Source organism: Paraburkholderia sp. Ac-20340 (assembly GCF_017104965.1).
GTDB lineage: Bacteria > Pseudomonadota > Gammaproteobacteria > Burkholderiales > Burkholderiaceae > Paraburkholderia.
This window is the reverse complement of sequence record NZ_JAAGPR010000001.1, coordinates 79,979-99,786: the sequence shown is the minus strand read 5'-3', so window position 1 is coordinate 99,786 and position 19,808 is coordinate 79,979. Positions and strand designations below refer to the sequence as shown.

The following is a 19,808-nucleotide window of genomic DNA, read 5'->3' as shown; positions in this document are numbered from 1 at the left end:
CATCGCCGTTCATGATCGACGGCGTGAGAGCACGGTAAACGACCGTAACATTTGCTTCAACTATGCTAAATCGCTACAGCCAACACTTCGTTCAAGAAAATGCTAGACGAATCATTCGACGAAGAAAGCGGTAGCGCGAAAAGCGCGAATCAGGGTGATTGCGGATAGTGAGGAATCGATTGACTCAGGCAAACCCATGGTTGGGCGCTGGATGTCCAGATATCGAGCATCGGCTGAAACTGCGATGGATTGTCCAGCGTGGCGAAACGGATGGACATGACTTCTGGAGCCGCCTCGCCGCTAGTGAATAGTGGCGATCCGCAATCGGCACAAAAGCTTCGGGTTGCGAGTTTGCCGCTGCTGGCGTGAACGGAATAGGTTTTCGGCGAGCCGGAAATGGTGACGTCCGCTGCGCGCACAATGAAACCGGAAGCGAATGGCGCTCCGCTAGAGCGCTGGCAATCGAGGCAGTGGCAATTGAGTGTCGCCACTGGCGCGCGCGAGCAGACATAGCGGACCGATCCGCATGCGCACCCGCCAGTCAATGGGGTAATCACGTCGCTATCTCCTCCTGTGCGTATCGCTTTCAGTCGTCGCGCGCCGATATCTCACGGCGCGCAACATCAGCGTCTTAGCGCGACGACGCCAGGACGTTCGCGATGACGCCCGTAGCGATCGCGGCGAGCACGTAGTCGCCATTCACACCAACCCAGTGATAACCGCGCGGCGGCGAGGAAAGGCCATGACCGCGCCAGTCGTCGACGACATAGTTGCGATCGCGGTATTCAGAAGGCAGGCGCTCGCCTTTGTGCCAGTCGTTATGAGGAACGGGGCCACCCGGACGCGAGATCGACGCATCGTGCATCGGCGCGCCATGGCCTTTATTGCCGTGCGGAGCGCCATGATTCGCACCATGATTTGCGCCCGGATGATCAGGACCGCCGGGGCCGCCAGGGCCGTCCTGATGCGGCTGGGCGAAAGCAGCGGCAGACGCGCCGAGCAACGAAACAATCAGAGCATTCGCGATAACTTTGCGATTCATAGTCATTCCACCTTGGAGATAGCCGGGTTATTTCAGCGGCCGCTCAAAGGCTGAACGGCCGTCGACGATAATCTGGGTTGCAGCATGCCATTGACGCGGCGCGATCAGTGCTCGATAGGCACTCGATGCACGCGATACGACGCAGGCCGCGACAAAGGTTAGCAGAGGTGGAAGGCAGGTGCAGGGAAGCTGGCGTGCGATCTCTATGCAACATGTCGATGGCGCAGCCGGATCTGCAAGTTTGGTTTAACTTGCTCGCCTACATCATCCGGTAAAAAAAGGCGAACAGGCCAATTGCCAGCACACCCCACAAAACAGCCAATCCATTGACTGCCGCCCGGCTAGCGCCAAAAACACGAACCCATAGCGTGGTCAAGCGATTCGACGCAAAGTACATGGCCAGAAACGCTATTAACGTTACTCCCGCGCCGTAAGCCTCTATTTTCCCCGTTCGATGATACTGGAGCACAAGCGTGACAAATAGCGCAGGAAACAAGCAGATCAAGATCCGTTTGAAGCGGGCAGCGAGCATGGTCGTTGATTTTAGTGGGAGTCGTCGGATTATATAGCGTATTTTTCGATTGATTCGTGACGCTACACTAACATCTCAAGGCGCATGGGCTCACGCATTTTCTGCTCTGGTGACATTGATCGGCCACTTGCATTCAAGTTTTTCCGCGCGTGGTCGACATTACATTTCGATGCCACGCCAGATAGAACGCTAAACAGGATAAGAATGACGGAAGATAAACTGATCAAACTGCTTCAATTACTCGCGAGCGGCCTCGCGTGCTCCCTTCTGATGAATGGATGCTCCACTGCCCATATTGTCTCCGCAGATTATTCCGCAGAGTTCCGTGGAAGGTATGCCATATCCGACACATCGGGTGATGACGCAATGATGGGCAAGACTATCGATCTGGCTTTTGACGATGGCGGAAATGCAACCGTGACGATTGAGGAAAGCCATCGCGTGTTGCATCTGGATACTTGCAAGTCGCTTGCCGGATCGTACGCAAATTTGCTTGCGAATGCCGACTCCAATTCAATCCTTCATGGAGTTGAGTGCCTGGACGAAGACGATGAATCCTGGAGTTTCGTCCACGCTGCTCCCGGCGCAAAGACGAGCGCAGGATACACACTGTTCCGATACGTCACTTCGCGCTCGGGGTATGTTGTTCGCCGGAGTAAGCGCGGTCGCTACTCCAGCGATCTAGCCTTGGAGCCGATTACTCAATAGCGCAGGGGATCGCGCGATGAAACTTGAATATGCCCGTACAAGGCCTGGCTTTATCCTTGCGCTTCCCGGCTACTCGGTGCAAAAGGGTCCGCTCTCGCTCAAGGGGCGATGCCATTTACGGTCTTCTTTCGCCACAGCCTTTGGCGGGACATATTCATCGCCAGGCTTGCCCGCATCGTTGAGCTCCAGATGGCACGTAGTGCCATGTCCCTTCACCTGTGCCAGGTACCGGTGGTTTGGCACTGGGGTGAAGGTGGCAGTAACGACGCAACCATCTCCAAGATAGCCTTCCGTGCGCGAAAGCGAAAACGAAATCGGCTGGCCCGCCGCGATCTTTCTTACCACTTCGCCATCATCGGGAATGGGCGGCAGGCGCGTGCGGTCTGTGCATTCGGCCGCCCCGGTGTAAATATTGGGTATCACCAGCATGTGGCCGCCCTTGCTGAAAACAAGCGTAGCAGCGTCGTCGTTCGCCGGCTCTTTATATTCCGAAGGCCCCAACACGCCGCATCCAGATAAAGCCGAAACCACAAGCAACGTGGACAAACAACCGATTTTTCGCATATTCGTTCCCATCGTATTTATTTTCTAATCGTCAGGAGCGTAAACGGCACCTTGGCGTGGAAACTTTAGAATGAGTCTGAAAGCCTGTCTAAAGCCGATTTAAAACGGTCGTACAACAAGCGCAGTCTGGCTGCCATTCCCACCCACACAATATCGAACTCACTCCCCGCGCCCCTCGCGCTCCAGCCACGCGCAAAACACTCCCACCCGTTCATCGTCCGCCTTCTCATCCGGCACGTACGCGCAATAACTTCGCGACGGCAAACGCGGCCCGGAAAACGGAGCGACCAGACGACCCGCAGCAAGATCATCCGAAACCAGCGCGGTAGGCCCCATTGCGATACCAATCCCATCGATCGCTGCCTGCAAGGTCAAATAGAAATGATCGAAGGTCAGCGCCGCCGCGGGCTTGAGCGCAGGAACCCGCGCACGCGCCAGCCAATCCGGCCATAGCCGCGGAAGACTCGAAGCGTGCAGCAGCGTATGTTGGCGCAAGTCGTCGGGCGATTGCAGCGGCACGCGCTCCAGCAGCGCCGGGCTACAGACCGGCAAGCGCTCGTCGGATAGAAATGGCCGCGCCGAATAGCCATAAAACGTATCGGGGCCGCCGCGAATGATCACGTCATAACGGGCTTCGAGACTTTCCAGCGGCCCGTTCGACGTGTCCACCTTGACCTCGATCTCAGGATATTCAGCGCGAAATCTCGCGAGCCGCGGCACCAGCCAGCGCAGCGTGAACGTCGCCAGCGCGCTCACAGAAAGCGTTCGCGAAACCGCGCGAGGCACGCCATATCGTGCGCTCGCCAGCGAAAGCTGCTCGAACAGCGGGCCGATTTCCTCCAGATAGACCTGCGCGGCCGGCGTAAGCGCCACATGCCGGTTGTGCCGCTCGAACAACGCCGCGCCCAACCACTCCTCCAGCACCCGCACCTGCTGGCTTACCGCGCCAGGCGTGACATGCAGTTCCGCCGCGGCTTCCTTGAAGCTGCCCAGCCGCCCCGCAGCCTCGAAGGCCCGCAAGGCGTTGAGCGGAGGCAATATCGGTTTCATTCGGGATAGATTATCTAATTCGACATCGCAATTTATCTGGTTTGTCGGTCCCAGACAAGATAGATATTCTTCCAACTATCCGATTAACCGACGCATTTTCTTTCCTCTCCAAACCGATATGCTCAGCTACACCGGCGGCATTGTTCTCCTTGCCGCTCTGCTCCACGCAAGCTGGAACGCGATGCTGCATGGCAATCGCGATCGTTTTCTCTCCCTGACGTGGATGAGTATCGCCATTGCGTCGGCCTCTTCATTCGTCATCCTGATCAATCCGCTACCGGCGGTTGCCTCTTGGCCTTACATCATCGCTTCGGGCCTCGTGCATATTTTTTATAACGTTAGCCTTGTCCGGTCGTATCGACGCAATGATCTCGCGCTCGCCTATCCGATCGCGCGTGGTTCGTCGCCGCTGCTCGTCGCGCTCGGCGCGGCTCTTTTCGCGCACGAAGCAATCGGACCTTTGCATGCGCTCGGGAACGTCATGATTTCCGGCGGCATCATTGCCATCGCGCTGCTGGGGCGGCATGTCACGCGCGGCGGTTTGCTGGCCGCGCTCACGACCGGCGCGACCATCGCGCTGTACACCGTCATCGACGGCATCGGTGTGCGTTTGTCCGATGGTCAATCGCTCGCCTACACAGCATGGATGTTTCTGTTTTATTGGCTGATGCCGGTGCTGTTTGTGGCCATGCGTGGATTCGGATCGCTCTGGCAACCTGTACGCGCCGAACCGCTGTCGATTGTCTCGTCGATAGCGGGCGGCCTGGTGTCGATCGCGGCCTACGGCATTGTGATCTGGGCGCTTCAGTCCGGCGCGATGGGCGCGGTGTCGGCATTGCGCGAAACCAGTGTGGTGTTCGCGGTGCTGATCGGGCGCATGGTGTTGCGCGAGAAAGTCAGTGCAGCACGCTGGCTCGCCTGCCTGATCGTTGCGGCTGGAGCCGTCTGTCTGGGGCTTTGACAAATAAATCGCCGCTTTCCTTTCTGCGTATCGCGATTGAACCGGCTATATCAATTCGTCATAAAAATACGCTTAACTCCGGGTATGATTGCGGCCACTGGATAAAATCTGCCGCAATTCAGAAAATCATTCCGATAATACCCGCCTCGCATAAATATTTGGCGTGCGGGTAAAAAATCCCGAGGAGATCCGCGTTGAATACCATTACCGAAAGCGAAGATCGCTATACCGCCGTGATGAACGATCCCGAAACGAAGCCTAAATGGCGCGAGCGTTTCGCGTTTTTCGAAACGCATGGTCCGCTGACGTCACCCGCGGCGCGCGAGGTATTCAAGACATTGCCGCGCGGCAAAAAGCGCCTCATCAATATGAGTTACCTCGGGTTCTTTTTCGGTCCGTTCTACTTTATCTGCCTTGGCATGTGGCGCCGTGCGCTGACGTTGTGGGGCATCATGCTCGCGACCATCGTCATCGAAATACTATTCGAAGCGACGACGGGCATTGATGTTCCGAATGCCGTGGATATCGGCATTAATTGCGGCCTGGGTGCGCTCTATGCCTTGTGCGTGAACTACTCGTATTATCTCAAGCAAATTAAAGGCGACAACGGCTGGAATCCGTTTCAGGGCCTGCGCTGGCGTTAAGCCAAAGCGGAGGGGATTGGGCTATGGCTTTCGTATTCGTATGACCCGCTCCCCCGCCACCGCATACACATCGTCACGCGCGGCCGTCGTGTCGATTTCGAACCCACCGGTAAATGCGCCGAACGCCGGCAATACGCCCATACGCTCACCAAGCCGAAAGCACGGCACGCGCACGCGATCGAAACCCGTTGCGAGTCGAATCACAGGATGTTCGTGCCCGGCAAGCACATAGGCATCGTCGACATTCTGCGGATGATGACAAAGCGCCCACGGTCCCAGCCGATAAGGCTCCAATACCGTCTCTATGCCAAACTCATCCGCCAGCGCGCCCGCGTGTTTATCGTGATTGCCTTCTACCAGCACGAGGCGCAGGTCAGCGTGCATCAAGCGCCATCGGCGCAATTCATTGAGCGTTTCGTCTGCATGCGATTCGCGCGCGTGCAGCAAATCGCCGAGAAAAACGATCGATTCGGGCTGGTGCAAGGCAATCAGACCGGTGAGTCGCGCGAGCGTTTCTTTGCTCGATCCCGCCGGCACCGGAATACCACGCGCGCGAAACACCGCGTCCTTGCCCAGATGCACATCGGCGACAAACAGGGTTTTGAGCACAGGATCGAACGCCCCGCGTAACGCAGAAAGTATGAGCGCGTGGCCGTGAAGGTCGATCGTCAAGGTTTGAGAGGACATGGCTTATTCCGGGCGCTGCGCGGCCTTTTCGAGTTCTGCAAGCATACGCTCGACGCGATCGGCTAGTTTCTCTGTCGTGATCTTTTCGCGCAACCGTCCAACAATCAGGGGAAACGCAAACGGCGTGGGTTTGATCGGCTGCGTCAACACCAGCCGGCTTTCGTTCATCCGCACCAGTGCCGCGCGTATGCGCTGAAATTCGAGTTCCTGCAACATGACTTCGCGATCGGCCTGTTCAAGCAACAGATTCGCGCTGTCGTGCTTGCGGAACACTTCGTAAAAGAGGCCGCTGGACGCCTGCAATTGCCGCGCGCTTTTCTGTTGCCCCGGATGCCCCTGAAAAACCAGCCCCGAAACGCGCGCGATTTCGCGAAAGCGGCGCGCGGAAAGCTCGGAGGCATTGAGACTCGCGAGAATATCGTGTTCGAGATTGTCAGGCGAAAGCAGACCCTTGTCGATCAAGGCCTGCCATTCAAATGATTGCGCAGACAACAACTCGAAACCATAGTCGTTCATCGATATCGAAAACGTACCAGGCTGCTCGCGCGCGACACGCCATGCGATCAAGGAACCCAGCCCGATATGCGCCATGCGCCCGGCAAACGGGTAACAAAAGAAGTGATGTCCTTCGCGCGAACGCACGTGCTCGGCAACCAGCACGCCAGGACCTGGCAGCGCCGACCAGCGCGCCTGTATCTCCAGCAGCGGCTTGATCGCACGCATCTCCGGTTCGTCGTAAATGCCATCGCTGGCGCGTGCGAGCATCACCAGTGAAGCCTCGGCCAGTTCGGACGACAAGGGCATCTTGCTGCCCGCCCATTGCGGCATGGCTCCACGCGATGAAGTGGCGCGCTTCACATAAGCGGTCATCTCGCGTACACGCACCAGTTCGAGCGAGCGGCCGCCAAACGTAAAGACATCGCCGGGCTTCAGACGCGAGATAAACGATTCCTCCATCGCACCAATCCGTCCGCCGCTCATATACGCAACGTTTATCGTTGCGTTAGCAACGATTGTGCCGACGTTGTTACGATGTCTGCGAACCAGATCGTCGCGCGGAACGCGATAGACACCCTGCGCGTCCACAACCACACGATGAAAGTCGGGATACGCCGCCAGCGACGCACCGCCGCGCTCGACAAAGGCCAGCGCCCAGTCGAATTCGGCCTGCGTGAGATCGCGGTAAGCATAGGCCGTCCGTACTTCGTCGAATAATGCAGCCGGCGTGAAGCCGCCGCCAATCGCCACCGTCACCAGATGCTGGACCAGCACATCGAGCGGTTTGAGCGGCATTTCGCGGCCCTCGATTCGCCCGGATTCGATCGCCCATCGCGCGGCAGCGGCTTCGACCAGTTCGAGCGCGTGAGTCGGCACGATGGTGACGCGCGACGTGCGCCCCGGTGCGTGGCCGGATCGGCCAGCGCGCTGCATGAGTCGCGCAACACCTTTGGGCGAGCCAATCTGGAACACCCGCTCCACAGGCAGAAAATCCACACCCAGATCGAGACTCGATGTGCACACAACCACTTTGAGTTGCCCATTCTTCAAACCCAGCTCGACCCATTCGCGCACCTCCTGATCGAGCGAACCATGATGCAGCGCGATCAGCCCCGCCCATTCGGGACGCCGTTCAAGCAGCGCGCGATACCAGATCTCCGACTGCGAGCGCGTATTCGTAAACACCAAAGCACTTTGCACAGCGTCGATTTCGTCGGCGACGGCACCCACCTGGCGCGTGCCCAGATGGCCGCCCCACGGAAAGCGCTCGATGGTCTCGGGGATTAGCGTATCGACGATCAGCGTTTTAGGCTGCGCGCCGCGCACGACCACGCGCGGCGTACGCACCGCATGCAGCAACGCATCGTGGGCCAGCGCAAGATTGCCGAGCGTGGCCGACAGGCCCCACACCTGCAACTCCGGCCGCCAGTGTGCGAGGCGCGCAATCGCAAGTTGCGTCTGCGTGCCGCGCTTGTTGCCCAGCAGTTCATGCCATTCGTCGACGATCACGAGCCGCACGTGGGCGAGCGCTTCCTGCGCGTCCGCGCGTGTGAGCATCAGCGTCAGGCTTTCGGGCGTGGTGACGAGCGCCGACGGCATGCGGCGGTTCTGGCGCGCCCGCTCGGTGGATGAGGTATCGCCCGTGCGCAGCCCGACCGTCCACGGCACGCCCAACTCTTTCACCGCCAGTTGCAAGGCACGCGCGCTATCGGCGGCAAGCGCGCGCATCGGCGTGATCCAGAGCACGGTGAGCGGCGCAGGCAATAGTGTGCGCCCCGGCAGCGCAGGTTTGCCCTCATAGGCCGCCAGCGCGCCGAGCCAGACCGCCCACGTTTTACCGGCGCCGGTACTCGCATGCAGCAGCCCGCTCGCGCCGCGAGCGATTTCGCGCCATACCGTCTGCTGGAACTCAAACGGCTGCCAGCCGCGCGCTTCAAACCATTGCGCAATACGTTGTTCAATGGGCTTTTCTGCTTCGCTCGCGTCGTATTCGAATGGCGCCGGATTGAAGTGCGCGGCGGCGGCGGCATCATGTTTCGCCTGCGCCTCGCGTGTGCGCGGAACCCGGCGCGGACGCGGCGCATTCATGCCTGCGCCTCATGCAGAAAGCCTTTGAGCATGGCAAGCGTATCGGCGTCTTCGATGGTTTTATCGGTACGCCAGCGCAACATGCGTGGAAAGCGCACCGCGATGCCCGATTTATGGCGCGGGCTCGCCTGAATCCCCTCGAAGCCGATTTCAAACACCAGCGTGGGCGTCACGCTACGCACCGGGCCAAATTTTTCGATCGTCGTTTTACGCACCACGGCGTCGACCTTGCGCATTTCTTCATCGGTGAGGCCAGAATATGCCTTCGCAAAAGGCACCAGCGTGCGCACACCCGCGGCTTCGTCCCAAACCGCGAAAGTGAAATCCGTGTAGAGACTCGCGCGCCGGCCGTGCCCGCGCTGCGCGTAGAGCAACACCGCGTCGATCGAATACGGATCGATCTTCCACTTCCACCACGTACCCGCTTCCTTGGTGCGCCCAACGCCGTACATCGACGTGCGTTCTTTCAACATCAACCCTTCGACGCCGCGTGCCCGGCTTTGCTCGCGCAGTGCGGCGAGTTCGCTCCAGTTCGCCGCGCCCACCTGCGGCGAAACACGCAGCAAATCAAGCGATGCCGATAAGGAAAGCGCCAGCGCTTCAAGCCGCGCGCGCCGTTGCGCCAGCGCTTCGGTGCGCAAATCGCGGCCTTCGATTTCGAGCAGGTCGTAGGCCAGCATCGTGGCAGGCGATTCGGCGAGTACTTTTTTCGTCAGCGATTTGCGCGTGATACGCGGCTGCAAACGTGCAAACGGTAAAGGCGCATCGGCGCCCGGTTCCCACGCGAGAATTTCCCCGTCGATCACCGTGCCGTCGGGCAACGCCTCGCCTAGCGCCACGAGTTCGGGAAAGCGCTCGGTCAGCAGATCCTCGCCGCGCGACCAGATCCACACACGCCCCGCACGCTTGACCAATTGCGCGCGTATGCCATCCCACTTCCATTCGGCGATCCAGTTCGAGCTTGCGCCCAGCGTCGCGGGATCGGCCTGCAAGGGATGCGCGAGAAAGAACGGATAAGGCAGACCGATATCGCTTTCGTGCGGGGTGAGCGCATCGTCGCCTTCGGACAGCGGCGCGATCAGCCGCAGATAGCGCGCGGCATCGGGTGCCTGACGCGAATCGGTCCAGCCGACCATGCGCTGCGCGATGCGTTTGTGATCGACATCCGCCACGCGGGCGAGCGCGCGCACCACCAGTTGCCGCGATACGCCCACACGAAAACCGCCGCCGATCAGCTTGGTCAACAGGAAGCGCTCGCTCCAGTTCAATTCGTCCCAATAGCCCAGCAGACGCTCGCGCAACGCATCCACGTCGAGGCCGCGCAAGGTCAGCACGCGGTCCTCGATCCATTGAGCAAGACCCAGTCCGGTTTCGCGCGTGGCGGGCGGCAGCACGTGCGCAATGGTCTCGGCAAGATCGCCGACAGCTTGATACGACTCCTCGAACAACCATTGCGGCAAGCCCGCGCGTTGGCGCGCGCAGTCGACCAGCAGCCGCGTGGGCACCGACTGGCGCGGCTTGCCGCCTGCCAGAAAATACGCGGCCCATGCGGCGTCTTCGGGCTGGGCGCTCGCGAAATACGCAATCAGCGCCTCCAGCTTGTCGTTCGTGGAGGTGGTCGCGTCCAGCGCGGAATAGAGCGCAGCGAAGCGTTTCATTGCGGCGTTTCCGCAGCATCGGCGTCACTCGCTTCATCGCCGTATTCCGTGGTGAATGCGCCCGCTTCCAGGCCCTGCTCCGTGAGCCAGCGCACCATCGGCTCGATCTGTCCATGCGTGACGATCACACGCTGTGCGCCACTCGCGCCGATGGCGTATTGCAGCCCCGGCCAGTCGGCGTGATCGGACAGCACGAAACCGCGGTCCACACCGCGCCTGCGCCGCGTGCCGCGCAAGCGCATCCAGCCCGATGCGAACGCATCGCTATAGTCGCCGAAGCGCCGCATCCACGCGCTGCCCTGCGCCGAAGGTGGCGCAATCACCAGCGCCTCACGAAACGCGGCCTTGTCGCGCGCGGGCATCTCGCTGACCAGCCGCGTATCCGGCAGATCAATCCCCGCATCGCGATAGACACGATTCAAAGTCTCCACCGCACCGTGACAGAAGATCGGGCCAATACCGCGATTCACGCTCGCCAGCACGCGCTGCGCCTTGCCGAACGCATAGCAGAACAGCACCGAAGCACGGCCTTGCGCGGCATTGTGCTGCCACCAGGCATCGATACCGTCGAACACGCTTTGCGCGGGCTCCCAGCGATAAATCGGCAAACCGAAAGTGGATTCGGTGATAAAGGTATCGCAGCGCACGGGCTCGAACGGCGCGCAGGTGGGATCAGGCTCGACCTTGTAGTCGCCGGACGCCACCCACACGCGCCCCGCGTGCTCGACTCGCACCTGGGCGGAACCGAGCACATGTCCGGCCGGATGCAGCGACACGCGCACGCCGTCGATATCGATGGTTTCGCCGTAAGCGAGACCCTGTACGTCGATCCCCGGCAGACGCGAAAGCAGCACACCGAGCCCCGGCTGCGCGCAGAGATAACGCCTATGGCCAAAGCGCGCGTGATCCGCGTGCGCGTGCGTGATGACGGCCCGCTCGACCGGCCGCCACGGATCGATATAAAAGCCGCCAGGCGGGCAATAGAGGCCCTCGGGCCGGGCGATGATCAGATCGGAAGAATCGTCCACCTCGGTCTACTCGTCGTTGATCGCGCAACCCTGCGGATCGAGTCTAGCCGATGCCGTGCGCAGAGACTCGTCGAAGGTCGATAAACAAACGCAGTAGCGAAAGCCGTGCCCGGCGGCAAACAAGGTGGAAAGTACGAGTAGACGAAGCGCTTTCGTCCGATGTTTGCAATCGGTATTTACAAAGTCGCTTATCGACTCGCAGGCGCATTGCCGCCGTGCAATGTGCCGAAATGCCGTGCCATGAAGAGGCCCATGGCCAGCATGCCCGCGCCGAATGGCACGACATCGGCGGTAATGTCCAACGCGAATTCACCCACGCGGCAAACCAGCAAATAAGCGATCACGAGATTGAAGAAACCCCACACCACATTGACCGTAGACGACGACAACCCTTTGCCAGGCGGATTTGCAAACGGGCTCTGAAACGGCTGCCCTGACACGCCGCGCACGAAATGCGGCAGCGCATTCGTGAGAAACGCACCGCCAAAAAAATATCCAGCAAGGTGCAGCCATTCCATATTCGACACTCCCATGCGATGTTGATCAGAAGTCCGCGAGCCGTTGCAGCAAACCCACCGTGGCGGCGAGTTGCGCTTGTTCCTTTGCGGATAATTGCGCCTGCAACGCGCGCACCAGCCAGTCCTCGTTGGCGGCGCGATTCGCTTCGAGCGCCTTGCGGCACCGGGGCGTCAAGTCGATGAGGGTTTGCCGGCCATCGGCGGGATCGGCCTTGCCTTTGACGGCGCCCTGCGCTTCCAGCGCCGCCACGGTGATCCGCATGGATTGCGGCTTCACGCCTTCCGCGCGCGCCAATGCCGAAACCGTAGCGGGACCGCTACGTTCCAGTTGCAGAAGCACGGACTTCTGCGCCGCAGTCAGATCGTCGGATTGGGAATGTTCGCGGACGCGGCGCAACAGCTTGCCGACGGAAACGCGCAGCTCGCCGGCCAGCGCGTCGAGATCGACAGGTTCGGAAGACGATGGACGGTTCATCGCCGATACCATATCATATGTACAGTTAAACTGTACATATAGACTGTATTAAACTTAAGCGTCCCTTCGCGCTGACTGCAACCGGATCGCTGCGACAAACGCCGCTTCGCTCCACGATTCGAGCAAGGCCCGGCGAAGCAGCGCCTGCTGGCTTTGCGGCGCAAGACCGCCCAGCGGCGGATCGCGATCGAGATTGGTCGGGAACGGATAACCTTCGGCACAGGAGGCGATCACGGCGTCCATTTCCGGCTCCGTCAATTCGCCGCTGGCGAGGCGTGCGATCAACACCGGATAGAGCGTTTCGCACATCGCCGTGCGATCGAGCGATTCCATCGCCCTTCCATATGCCGATGAAACCTGCAGCAGATTCGCCATGCGCTGCACGTCGGCGGTACGGTTTGCTCCGGCCGCATGAAACAGCGCGGGATTGAAAAAGATCGCATCGCCCTTTTCCAGCGGCAATTGCACCTGATGCGCCTCGAAATAATCGCGGAAGTCCTGTCGCCGCCACGCCAGATAACCTTGCGCATAACGCTGCGAAAACGGTAGCAATTGAGTCGGGCCGCTTTCGATGGGCATATCGCTGTGCGCGACCGCGCCCTGCAAGGTGAGAAACGGCGACATCTTATGCACGTGGGACGGATAGTGCTGCGCCTGCTCGACGGTCTGAAACCCAAGGTGATAATCGCGATGCGCCTGCTGCGCCGCGCCGCCTGGCCGCACCACATTGATCTGGGCGGTCATCTGGTAACACGGGCCGAGCCACGCCTCGGACGCGGCCACCAGCATCGCATTGGCGTAATAGCGCGCGAACACTTCGGGCGCGCGCAAACAGAGTTTTTGCTGTGCATTCCAGATGCGATCGTTCGCGCCGGCCTTCGCAAAGTGATCGGCTGCTGCGCCACCCGCAGCGCGTTCGTCGTGAATGATCGCTTCGAATACCGCAGTGGCTGCATCGATTGGCGTGGTGTCTGCGTAAGCGCGCTTGAGTACGAACACGCCTGCGCCGTGTTCGAGCACATCGGCCCATTCTTCCTGCAAGGTCGTGCGGTGCGCCGCATCGTCGAGCATGTGCTTTAGCGCGGCGCAATCGTAGAGCGGCACATCCTCGCGCAATTCAGCCGCATGCGCGGGCCGCACGGCATCGCGCCCGCCCTGCACGACGTCGATGAAATCGCGCAGCGAACACGTGTCTTCGCGATAGTGCAGGCTGCGCGGGTTCAGTTCCGAATGCGGGCGATGCAGATTCATGGCGTCTCCTGGTCTTTGCATCGACAATACCCCGTTTGAGCGCGCTGTGTTCATCAAAAATACGTCAGAAACACCTCAGATCGGGCCTGCTGCGGGTGATTTTGCATCTGCTGCTGTTTTAAATGTCGAGGTTCATCTAACTTTGAACTTCGTTCGCTTAAGTCTGAATCTTGCACTGCAGCAAATTGAGGCCAGCAGTTCTTGTGGGCGACACGGGGGAAGCGTATTGGAGAGCATGCGGCCACAATCATCCATTCGTCATCGCGACCCGAATCTTCGACAATCGCGCATCCGCCCATAGCGACGGACTGTGCGCCGAACTCTTCGCTGGTATGCAATAGCAGGCTCATAGGCTCGCATCGACTTCCGATGGGTACGAAATTCATGAAACGCATATATTTTTTGCAACGAAGATCGATATCCTGATAGTCGCGAATGCGGTAGAGGAGAAGACTTTACTAGACGGCGCCATGTAGATCGCTAACAATCGACGTCGATCGACTTATCCAGACGACATCGCGGTCGCTACAGCCGCAACAGGTACAATCGTCCCATCAAATCAGCCATTCAGTGCAAGTGAACGAACTCGTCGTCGGCCTTAACTCGTGGATTATCCAGGACGGAAATTACGGTGACTTTCAGGTCGGGGAATCGTACAAACTTGCCCTCGAATTCAATGGCTCGGCGCTTGTGCCTTCTTCCACGCGTGTAATGCAATGCGAGAGAAAACACGCTTCCGTCTACAACGTCATTGCAGAAGTAATCTTTGCGACGCCGGAGGTGTGGGCCATAGACTTCGGAATCAAGGTCTTTTGCGAGGCCAGGCCCCCGAGGTTTGTACGCAGCGGAGATTGGGTCGAAGGTGAGATATGGATCGGAGTAGATCCGTTCTTTTACAAGGAGCACTTGCATCGAATTGCTGGGATGCCGGATCTCTTCACTGACTGGCTCGTCACCAGGGTTCAACTGGAAACCACGCCATGGGTCCAAGATGTCTCGGCGGGCCGGAAGCGATTGAAGCGCAACCTTGAGCACGAAGCATGGGTAGACAATGACGCAACGGACGCGTGGACCGACGACGAAGGCCGAGGCGACTATCTGCTGTCGCTATCGAAGTCAGCGCCTACCACTTAGGTAACGCAGTAGGCAGCGACATTGCCACGCGACGACTCGCTTACTACGACATCCGTGAACAGCCAACCGAACACCATGGCGAAACCAATACTGACCATATTGTTGAAGGGTACATTCCCGGAAAATTTTCGCTTTGTCGAAACTTTGCTCCAGCCTCTTGGACTTCTGCTTGCGAACCCTGATAGTGGGCGAATAACGCATTGGAGCGACGATGGCAGGCAGATCGCGAATCTGGTCTAGAGTCGTCTCGCTACATCCAACGACCGCTTCCGGGTCAATTGAAGAGCTCCTCAAGGTCGGGCAGAGTCGGTCGCCTGTTCTCACCAATCGGCGCAGTCATGCAAGCGCATGAGTCAGTAATCGGCCACGAACTGCCGCTCGCAAAGCGCACGTCTTAACAATCGAGCGGCAGCATTGCACCGGCGGATTCAACCGCTCGATACAGCACTAGTCCGGGCGAACAGTAACTCGCGGCAACGCCCCTCAAGCTCCCGGTGCGACCGACGCGCCTTCAATTCCATGCCGCACAAGCGCCTCGGCGACGAAGCCCGATGCTTTCTTCTGCTCGACGAAATCCGCAAGAACTTTTGCCGCCTGCTCACCGCGACTGCGCGCAACACCCATCGCCTGCCGGATCACCATGAAGCGTTCGTCGAGCAGACGCAGACCGCCGACCTGGTCCGCATCGGCCTGCAATTGCTGCTTCACACCCGCAGCCACCTCAAGGTCCTGTTCGATGAAAGTCTTTACGACCGTTGGCGATGTCGGAGCACGAACGATCTGCGCGGCCTTCAGTTCGCGCGTAAGGAACAGATCGTAGGCACTGCCCTTGCCAACGGCCACGCGATTGTGCGCAGCGTCGACGTCGGCGTTGGTGCGAACTGGCGAATCCTCGCGAACGAGATAGAAACCTTCGATCAGCACATAAGGCGCGGTGAAAGCGATGGTTTCGCCTCGTTTTGGATCGACCGCGAAAAAGCCGAAATCTGCGCGCTCGTCGCTCACGGCTTCGACCGACTTGCCAGCGGCGTCAAACACGACCAGCTCAAGCGGCAAACCCAGATGCGCCGCGAAATCGCGCGCGAGATCGACCGACACCCCAAACGGTTCGCCCGTGGCAGGATCACGGTTTGCCAGAATCGGGTTGCCAAGATTGATAGACGCGCGCAGCACGCCTGTGGGCGCAAAAGCCTTAACGACAGCGGAATCGATTTTCATAATGTGTAGGCGACGCCGCATGCCGGGCGCCATTTCAGGGTTCAAAAATCTCGCGGATATTCGACAGTGCGTCGAGCGTATGCAGCAAATGCTGGCGCAGTTCTTCCGACGCTTCCTCGTTGCGCTCCTTCTCCAGCAATTCGAGCACATGAAGATGCTGCTTCGCGTGTTCGGCATAGCGCTCGCGATGCTGCATCGAGCGATAGGAAAGCAGCCGCCGCACGCGATTCACGCGCCGGACGGTGTCGATGAAAAAGCTGTTGCCCGACGCCTCGACCAGTGATTCGTGAAAACGCACGCCGCGTTCATGAAGCTGGTCCGCGGTATCGGTCTCGATGCCACCTGCGAGTAGATGCTTTTCCACGTCGCGGCAGCGTTCGAGCACCTTGCGATCGAGCTTGTAACCCGGCTCCAGCAAGGCGGCCGGCTCCAGCGCGAGGCGCAGGCGATACGACTTGAGCAGGCTGTCCGGCGTCGTGAGCATCGGCGAAAACTCCCAGCCGTACCCAGGCTTGCGCTCGGCCCAGCCTTCCTGCGCGATGCGTCCGAGCACCGTGGTCAGTTGCCCGCTCGTAAGACCGTAACGCGTGCGGATCAACTGCTCCGAAAACGTATCGGGCAGCTCACCTTTGAGGCGATCGTCGGCGATCTGGAAATACACCCGCGTGACAAGATCGGTTTCAGAAAGACCGAGTTCGTCCACCACGTCGGACAGCGATGCGATCACCGGCCGCGCCACAAAAAAGCCGCGATTCTTTTCGCGCGTGAGCACGCCCTTCTCGTGGAGCAGCGCAAGCGCTTCGTTCACCGGCGAGCGCGATACGCGCAGGCGGTCGGCAAGCATCTGCGCGGGCAGATGCGCGCCGGCCTCCATGCCCTCGGTGCGGATCAGGTCGATAATCTGTGTCGCAATGGATCGGTCGATCATTTTCTCAGCCAGCCACGCGGCGAAGGGCTTCGTCAACGGCCCCCTGCTGCGAGTGTGTTTTGCAGGATCAGCGGAATCACGCCACCCGAGCGCAATAATCTGCATTCGAGCTGCGTTTCCACGGCGGCGCGCACGTCGATGGCCTCGATACGGCCATCGGCGCGCACGATGCGTACCGGCACCGTGCAACGCGGTGAAATCGTCGCGGCGTCCGCCTGGACGTCGAGCATATCACCCGGCCCGAGCGCGAGCGTATCCGGATGGGTGCCCGGCGCGAAGCGCAGCGGCAGAATACCCATGCCGATGAGGTTCGAGCGGTGGATTCGCTCAAAGCTCGCAGCAAGCACCGCGCGAATACCCAGCAAACGCTGGCCCTTCGCGGCCCAGTCGCGCGACGATCCCGTGCCGTAACGCTCTCCCGCCACCAGCACAACTGAGTCGCCTGCATCGGCGTAACGTTGTGCAGCCTCGAAGATCGGCATCACGTCGCCGCTCGGCACATGCAGCGTGTGGGCAACCGGCATGCCGGGCTTGAGACGGTTCAACAGCGTCTTGTTATAGAACGCTGCGCGCATCATCACTTCCCAGTTGCCGCGCCGTGAAGCGAACACGTTCAGATCGTCGCGATCGTCGCCGCGGGAGACGAGGAAGTCGGCCACGAAGCTGTCCTTCGGGATCGCACTGGCAGGCGAGATGTGGTCGGTGGTGATGTCATCGCCGAGAACAAGCAGGGGATACGCGCGATAGCTGCCGAGCTGGCTGCCCTGGTCGGCAGCGGCGAACGGCGGCCGCCGCAGCGCAGTCGAGTCCGCATCCCATGGGAATCGAGCCGAAGACGGCGCGTCCAGGTCGTGCCATGCGGGATTCTGACTCGCCACAGCAAACGCCCGCGGATAGTCTTCCGGATCGGCCGATTGCGCCACCAGCGACGCCACTTCTTCTCGCGTGGGCCACAGGTCGGCCAGAAACACCGGCGTACCGTCAGCCGCAATCTGCACCGGTTCGCGGCTCAAATCCACTTCCGCATTGCCCGCAAGCGCAAACGCGATCACGAGCGGTGGCGACATGATGAAGCCCAGATCCAGATCGGGGTGAATGCGGCCCGCGAAATTGCGGTTGCCAGACAGCACTGCCACCGGATAAATGCTGCCTTCCGCTTGCGCCGCGCGCACGCTCTCCGTAAGCGGCCCCGAATTGCCAATGCAGGTCGTGCAGCCATAACCGACGATATCGAAGCCCACCGCCGCGAGGTCGTCGAGCAGCCCGACACGTGCGAGGTACGTGGCTGCGGCGGGCGAGCCCGGCGCAAGCGAAGTCTTGATCCACTCCGGCACGTTCAGCCCTTTCGCGCGCGCCTTGCGCGCTACCAGGCCGGCTGCAATCAACAAGGCTGGATCGGACGTGTTCGTGCAGCTCGTGATGGCAGCGATCGCCACAGGATGGCGCGGCATGCGCACATTAGGTGTTGCGGGCTGGAAATCAAGCGTCGCCAGCGTTGCCGGTAGCGCCGTGTAATCGAGCAGATCCTGCGGTCGGCGCGGCCCGGCCACATGCATGCCGATACTCGCCAGCTCGATCTCGATCGTGCGTGTGTAGCGCGGCGTCGCGTCGGGATCGAACCAAAGCCCCGCCGCGCGCGTGAACGACTCGACGAGTTGTATGGCGTCTTCGTTGCGATTCGTCGCGCGCAGGTAGTCGAGCGTGCGTTCATCCACCGCAAAAAAACCGGTCGACGCGCCATATTCCGGCGCCATGTTGGCAACCACCGCGCGATCGCCTGCGCTCAAGGTCGAAACGCCGGGACCAAAGTATTCGACAAACTCACCCGACACGCCAATCGCGCGCAGCCGTTGCGTGACCGTCAGCGCAAGATCCGTCGCCAGCACGCCAGGCTTGAGCGCGCCCGTAAGCCGCACGCCGATCACATCGGGAATGCGCTGCATGACCGGCATACCGAACATGACCGTCTGCGCTTCGAGGCCGCCAACACCCCACCCCAGCACGCCGATGCCGTTAATCATCGGCGTGTGGCTGTCCGTGCCGATCATCGTGTCAGGCACCGCCCACGTCTGCCCTTCGCGCTCGACGCGCGTGACCACCGTCGCCAGTTGCTCCAGGTTGATCGTATGCATGATGCCCGTGCCAGGCGGGTGAATCCGCACGCCTGTAAGCGCCTTCGATGCCCAGCGCAGAAAGCGGTAACGCTCAGCGTTGCGGCGCAGTTCCAGAGCGAGATTCTCTGGCGCAGCGTTTTGCTTGCCGAAATATTCCACGGCGAGCGAGTGATCGACCGACGAATCGACCGGCAGCACCGGATTGAGCGCAGCAGGGTTGGCGCCGGCCTCGGCCAGTGCATCGCGCATTGCCGCGATATCGACCAGCGCGGGCGTGCTGGTCGTGTCGTGCATCAGCACGCGATTGGGCTGATACGCGATTTCGTGTTCGCTCGTGCCGCGCTCGCACCACGCGAGGATGGCGTCGACCGCGGCGCGGCGTTCATCGCCGTCCGTGTTGCGGATGACGTTCTCGAGCAGCAGTCGCAGCACGAAGGGCAACTCGCCGAGCTTCGCGCCGAACATCGCCGGCAGATCGACATACCGCAAGCGGGCCCCGGCGACATCGAGGTGGCCGGTCAGTGGGGTGTCAGTGTTTTCCATGACTGTATTTTTGCACTTTTCCAGGACAAAATGCAATCATAGTGAAAACCCCAAACATAACAATCCGGAGACGACCATGGAGAAAGCCGGCGACGATGCGACCAGCGGGCCTCAGTTGGGGCGACGCGAATTTATCCAGAGAACGTTATCGCTGACTGCGATCGTGG

Annotated in this window: 18 protein-coding genes and 1 pseudogene; 4 read left to right on the top strand and 15 right to left on the bottom strand. The window is 60.2% G+C overall.

Translation table 11 applies throughout. From position 1 onward, the window contains the following. Window positions 1–631: 631 nt before the first annotated feature. Window positions 632–1,042 (bottom strand): RcnB family protein, encoded by a 411-nt coding sequence (locus G3N59_RS00455; protein ID WP_205980504.1) that lies wholly within the window; start codon window positions 1,040–1,042, stop codon window positions 632–634. A gap of 259 nt (window positions 1,043–1,301) precedes the next feature. Beyond that, window positions 1,302–1,574: a hypothetical protein gene (locus G3N59_RS00450; protein WP_205980503.1), complete on the bottom strand. Its 273-nt coding sequence runs from the start codon at window positions 1,572–1,574 to the stop codon at window positions 1,302–1,304. 204 nt (window positions 1,575–1,778) lie between these two features. Here G3N59_RS00450 and G3N59_RS00445 point away from each other — a divergent pair, with 204 nt between their 5' ends. Then, window positions 1,779–2,282 (top strand): hypothetical protein, encoded by a 504-nt coding sequence (locus G3N59_RS00445; protein ID WP_205980502.1) that lies wholly within the window; start codon window positions 1,779–1,781, stop codon window positions 2,280–2,282. A gap of 69 nt (window positions 2,283–2,351) precedes the next feature. Here the strand turns inward: G3N59_RS00445 and G3N59_RS00440 are convergent, their stop codons facing one another. Continuing rightward, window positions 2,352–2,858 (bottom strand): hypothetical protein, encoded by a 507-nt coding sequence (locus G3N59_RS00440; RefSeq protein WP_205980501.1) that lies wholly within the window; start codon window positions 2,856–2,858, stop codon window positions 2,352–2,354. Between the two features lie 147 nt (window positions 2,859–3,005). Then, window positions 3,006–3,896 (bottom strand): transcriptional regulator GcvA, encoded by an 891-nt coding sequence (gene gcvA / locus G3N59_RS00435; RefSeq protein ID WP_205980500.1) that lies wholly within the window; start codon window positions 3,894–3,896, stop codon window positions 3,006–3,008. Between the two features lie 118 nt (window positions 3,897–4,014). Between gcvA and G3N59_RS00430 the strand changes: the two genes are divergently transcribed. Continuing rightward, a complete protein-coding gene (locus G3N59_RS00430) occupies window positions 4,015–4,857 on the top strand; it encodes a DMT family transporter (protein ID WP_205981050.1) in 843 nt (280 codons plus the stop codon). Between the two features lie 194 nt (window positions 4,858–5,051). Beyond that, entirely contained in the window at window positions 5,052–5,501 is a 450-nt protein-coding gene (locus G3N59_RS00425; RefSeq protein ID WP_205980499.1) for a DUF2628 domain-containing protein, read from the top strand. A 21-nt stretch (window positions 5,502–5,522) separates the two neighbouring features. Here the strand turns inward: G3N59_RS00425 and pdeM are convergent, their stop codons facing one another. The 8 genes and pseudogenes from pdeM to G3N59_RS00385 form a co-directional block, all read right to left on the bottom strand. Next, a complete protein-coding gene (pdeM, locus tag G3N59_RS00420; protein ID WP_205980498.1) occupies window positions 5,523–6,188 on the bottom strand; it encodes a ligase-associated DNA damage response endonuclease PdeM in 666 nt (221 codons plus the stop codon). A 3-nt stretch (window positions 6,189–6,191) separates the two neighbouring features. Then, window positions 6,192–8,768, bottom strand: a pseudogene (locus G3N59_RS00415) (ligase-associated DNA damage response DEXH box helicase); the annotation flags it as partial. 2 nt (window positions 8,769–8,770) lie between these two features. Continuing rightward, on the bottom strand, window positions 8,771–10,432 hold the full coding sequence (locus G3N59_RS00410) for an ATP-dependent DNA ligase (RefSeq protein ID WP_205980496.1): 1,662 nt from the start codon (window positions 10,430–10,432) through the stop codon (window positions 8,771–8,773). Beyond that, on the bottom strand, window positions 10,429–11,460 hold the full coding sequence (locus tag G3N59_RS00405) for a ligase-associated DNA damage response exonuclease (RefSeq protein WP_205980495.1): 1,032 nt from the start codon (window positions 11,458–11,460) through the stop codon (window positions 10,429–10,431). The genes G3N59_RS00410 and G3N59_RS00405 overlap by 4 nt, the downstream gene beginning before the upstream one ends. A 188-nt stretch (window positions 11,461–11,648) precedes the next feature. After that, window positions 11,649–11,978, bottom strand: a complete 330-nt coding sequence (locus tag G3N59_RS00400; protein WP_205980494.1) for a hypothetical protein — start codon at window positions 11,976–11,978, stop codon at window positions 11,649–11,651. Between the two features lie 25 nt (window positions 11,979–12,003). Next, window positions 12,004–12,453, bottom strand: coding sequence for a MarR family transcriptional regulator (locus tag G3N59_RS00395; RefSeq protein WP_205980493.1), 450 nt, complete (start codon window positions 12,451–12,453; stop codon window positions 12,004–12,006). Window positions 12,454–12,507: 54 nt separating this feature from the next. Then, window positions 12,508–13,704, bottom strand: a complete 1,197-nt coding sequence (locus G3N59_RS00390; RefSeq protein ID WP_205980492.1) for a phytanoyl-CoA dioxygenase family protein — start codon at window positions 13,702–13,704, stop codon at window positions 12,508–12,510. 53 nt (window positions 13,705–13,757) lie between these two features. Next, window positions 13,758–14,054 (bottom strand): hypothetical protein, encoded by a 297-nt coding sequence (locus G3N59_RS00385; RefSeq protein WP_205980491.1) that lies wholly within the window; start codon window positions 14,052–14,054, stop codon window positions 13,758–13,760. A 226-nt stretch (window positions 14,055–14,280) separates the two neighbouring features. On the opposite strand from G3N59_RS00385, the gene G3N59_RS00380 reads away from it, so the two are divergent. Continuing rightward, entirely contained in the window at window positions 14,281–14,838 is a 558-nt protein-coding gene (locus G3N59_RS00380; protein ID WP_205980490.1) for a hypothetical protein, read from the top strand. Window positions 14,839–15,321: 483 nt separating this feature from the next. On the opposite strand, the gene G3N59_RS00375 is transcribed toward G3N59_RS00380, so the two are convergent. The 3 genes from G3N59_RS00375 to acnA are packed head-to-tail and all read right to left on the bottom strand — an operon-like array spanning window position 15,322 to window position 19,641. Then, window positions 15,322–16,056: an ABC transporter substrate-binding protein gene (locus tag G3N59_RS00375; protein ID WP_205981049.1), complete on the bottom strand. Its 735-nt coding sequence runs from the start codon at window positions 16,054–16,056 to the stop codon at window positions 15,322–15,324. Window positions 16,057–16,090: 34 nt separating this feature from the next. Then, on the bottom strand, window positions 16,091–16,984 hold the full coding sequence (locus G3N59_RS00370; protein ID WP_205981048.1) for a GntR family transcriptional regulator: 894 nt from the start codon (window positions 16,982–16,984) through the stop codon (window positions 16,091–16,093). A gap of 32 nt (window positions 16,985–17,016) precedes the next feature. Beyond that, entirely contained in the window at window positions 17,017–19,641 is a 2,625-nt protein-coding gene (gene acnA / locus G3N59_RS00365) for an aconitate hydratase AcnA (RefSeq protein ID WP_205980489.1), read from the bottom strand. Between the last annotated feature and the right edge of the window lie 167 nt (window positions 19,642–19,808).

Bases quoted from the DNA above. Each gene is read 5' to 3' on its own strand.
- G3N59_RS00455 (WP_205980504.1), bottom strand. From the start codon at position 1,042: ATGAATCGCAAAGTTATCGCGAATGCTCTGATTGTTTCGTTGCTCGGC.
- G3N59_RS00450 (WP_205980503.1), bottom strand. From the start codon at position 1,574: ATGCTCGCTGCCCGCTTCAAACGGATCTTGATCTGCTTGTTTCCTGCG.
- G3N59_RS00445 (WP_205980502.1), top strand. From the start codon at position 1,779: ATGACGGAAGATAAACTGATCAAACTGCTTCAATTACTCGCGAGCGGC.
- G3N59_RS00440 (WP_205980501.1), bottom strand. From the start codon at position 2,858: ATGGGAACGAATATGCGAAAAATCGGTTGTTTGTCCACGTTGCTTGTG.
- gcvA (WP_205980500.1), bottom strand. From the start codon at position 3,896: ATGAAACCGATATTGCCTCCGCTCAACGCCTTGCGGGCCTTCGAGGCT.
- G3N59_RS00430 (WP_205981050.1), top strand. From the start codon at position 4,015: ATGCTCAGCTACACCGGCGGCATTGTTCTCCTTGCCGCTCTGCTCCAC.
- pdeM (WP_205980498.1), bottom strand. From the start codon at position 6,188: ATGTCCTCTCAAACCTTGACGATCGACCTTCACGGCCACGCGCTCATA.
- G3N59_RS00410 (WP_205980496.1), bottom strand. From the start codon at position 10,432: ATGAAACGCTTCGCTGCGCTCTATTCCGCGCTGGACGCGACCACCTCC.
- G3N59_RS00400 (WP_205980494.1), bottom strand. From the start codon at position 11,978: ATGGAATGGCTGCACCTTGCTGGATATTTTTTTGGCGGTGCGTTTCTC.
- G3N59_RS00395 (WP_205980493.1), bottom strand. From the start codon at position 12,453: ATGAACCGTCCATCGTCTTCCGAACCTGTCGATCTCGACGCGCTGGCC.
- G3N59_RS00390 (WP_205980492.1), bottom strand. From the start codon at position 13,704: ATGAATCTGCATCGCCCGCATTCGGAACTGAACCCGCGCAGCCTGCAC.
- G3N59_RS00385 (WP_205980491.1), bottom strand. From the start codon at position 14,054: ATGAGCCTGCTATTGCATACCAGCGAAGAGTTCGGCGCACAGTCCGTC.
- G3N59_RS00375 (WP_205981049.1), bottom strand. From the start codon at position 16,056: ATGAAAATCGATTCCGCTGTCGTTAAGGCTTTTGCGCCCACAGGCGTG.
- G3N59_RS00370 (WP_205981048.1), bottom strand. From the start codon at position 16,984: ATGATCGACCGATCCATTGCGACACAGATTATCGACCTGATCCGCACC.
- acnA (WP_205980489.1), bottom strand. From the start codon at position 19,641: ATGGAAAACACTGACACCCCACTGACCGGCCACCTCGATGTCGCCGGG.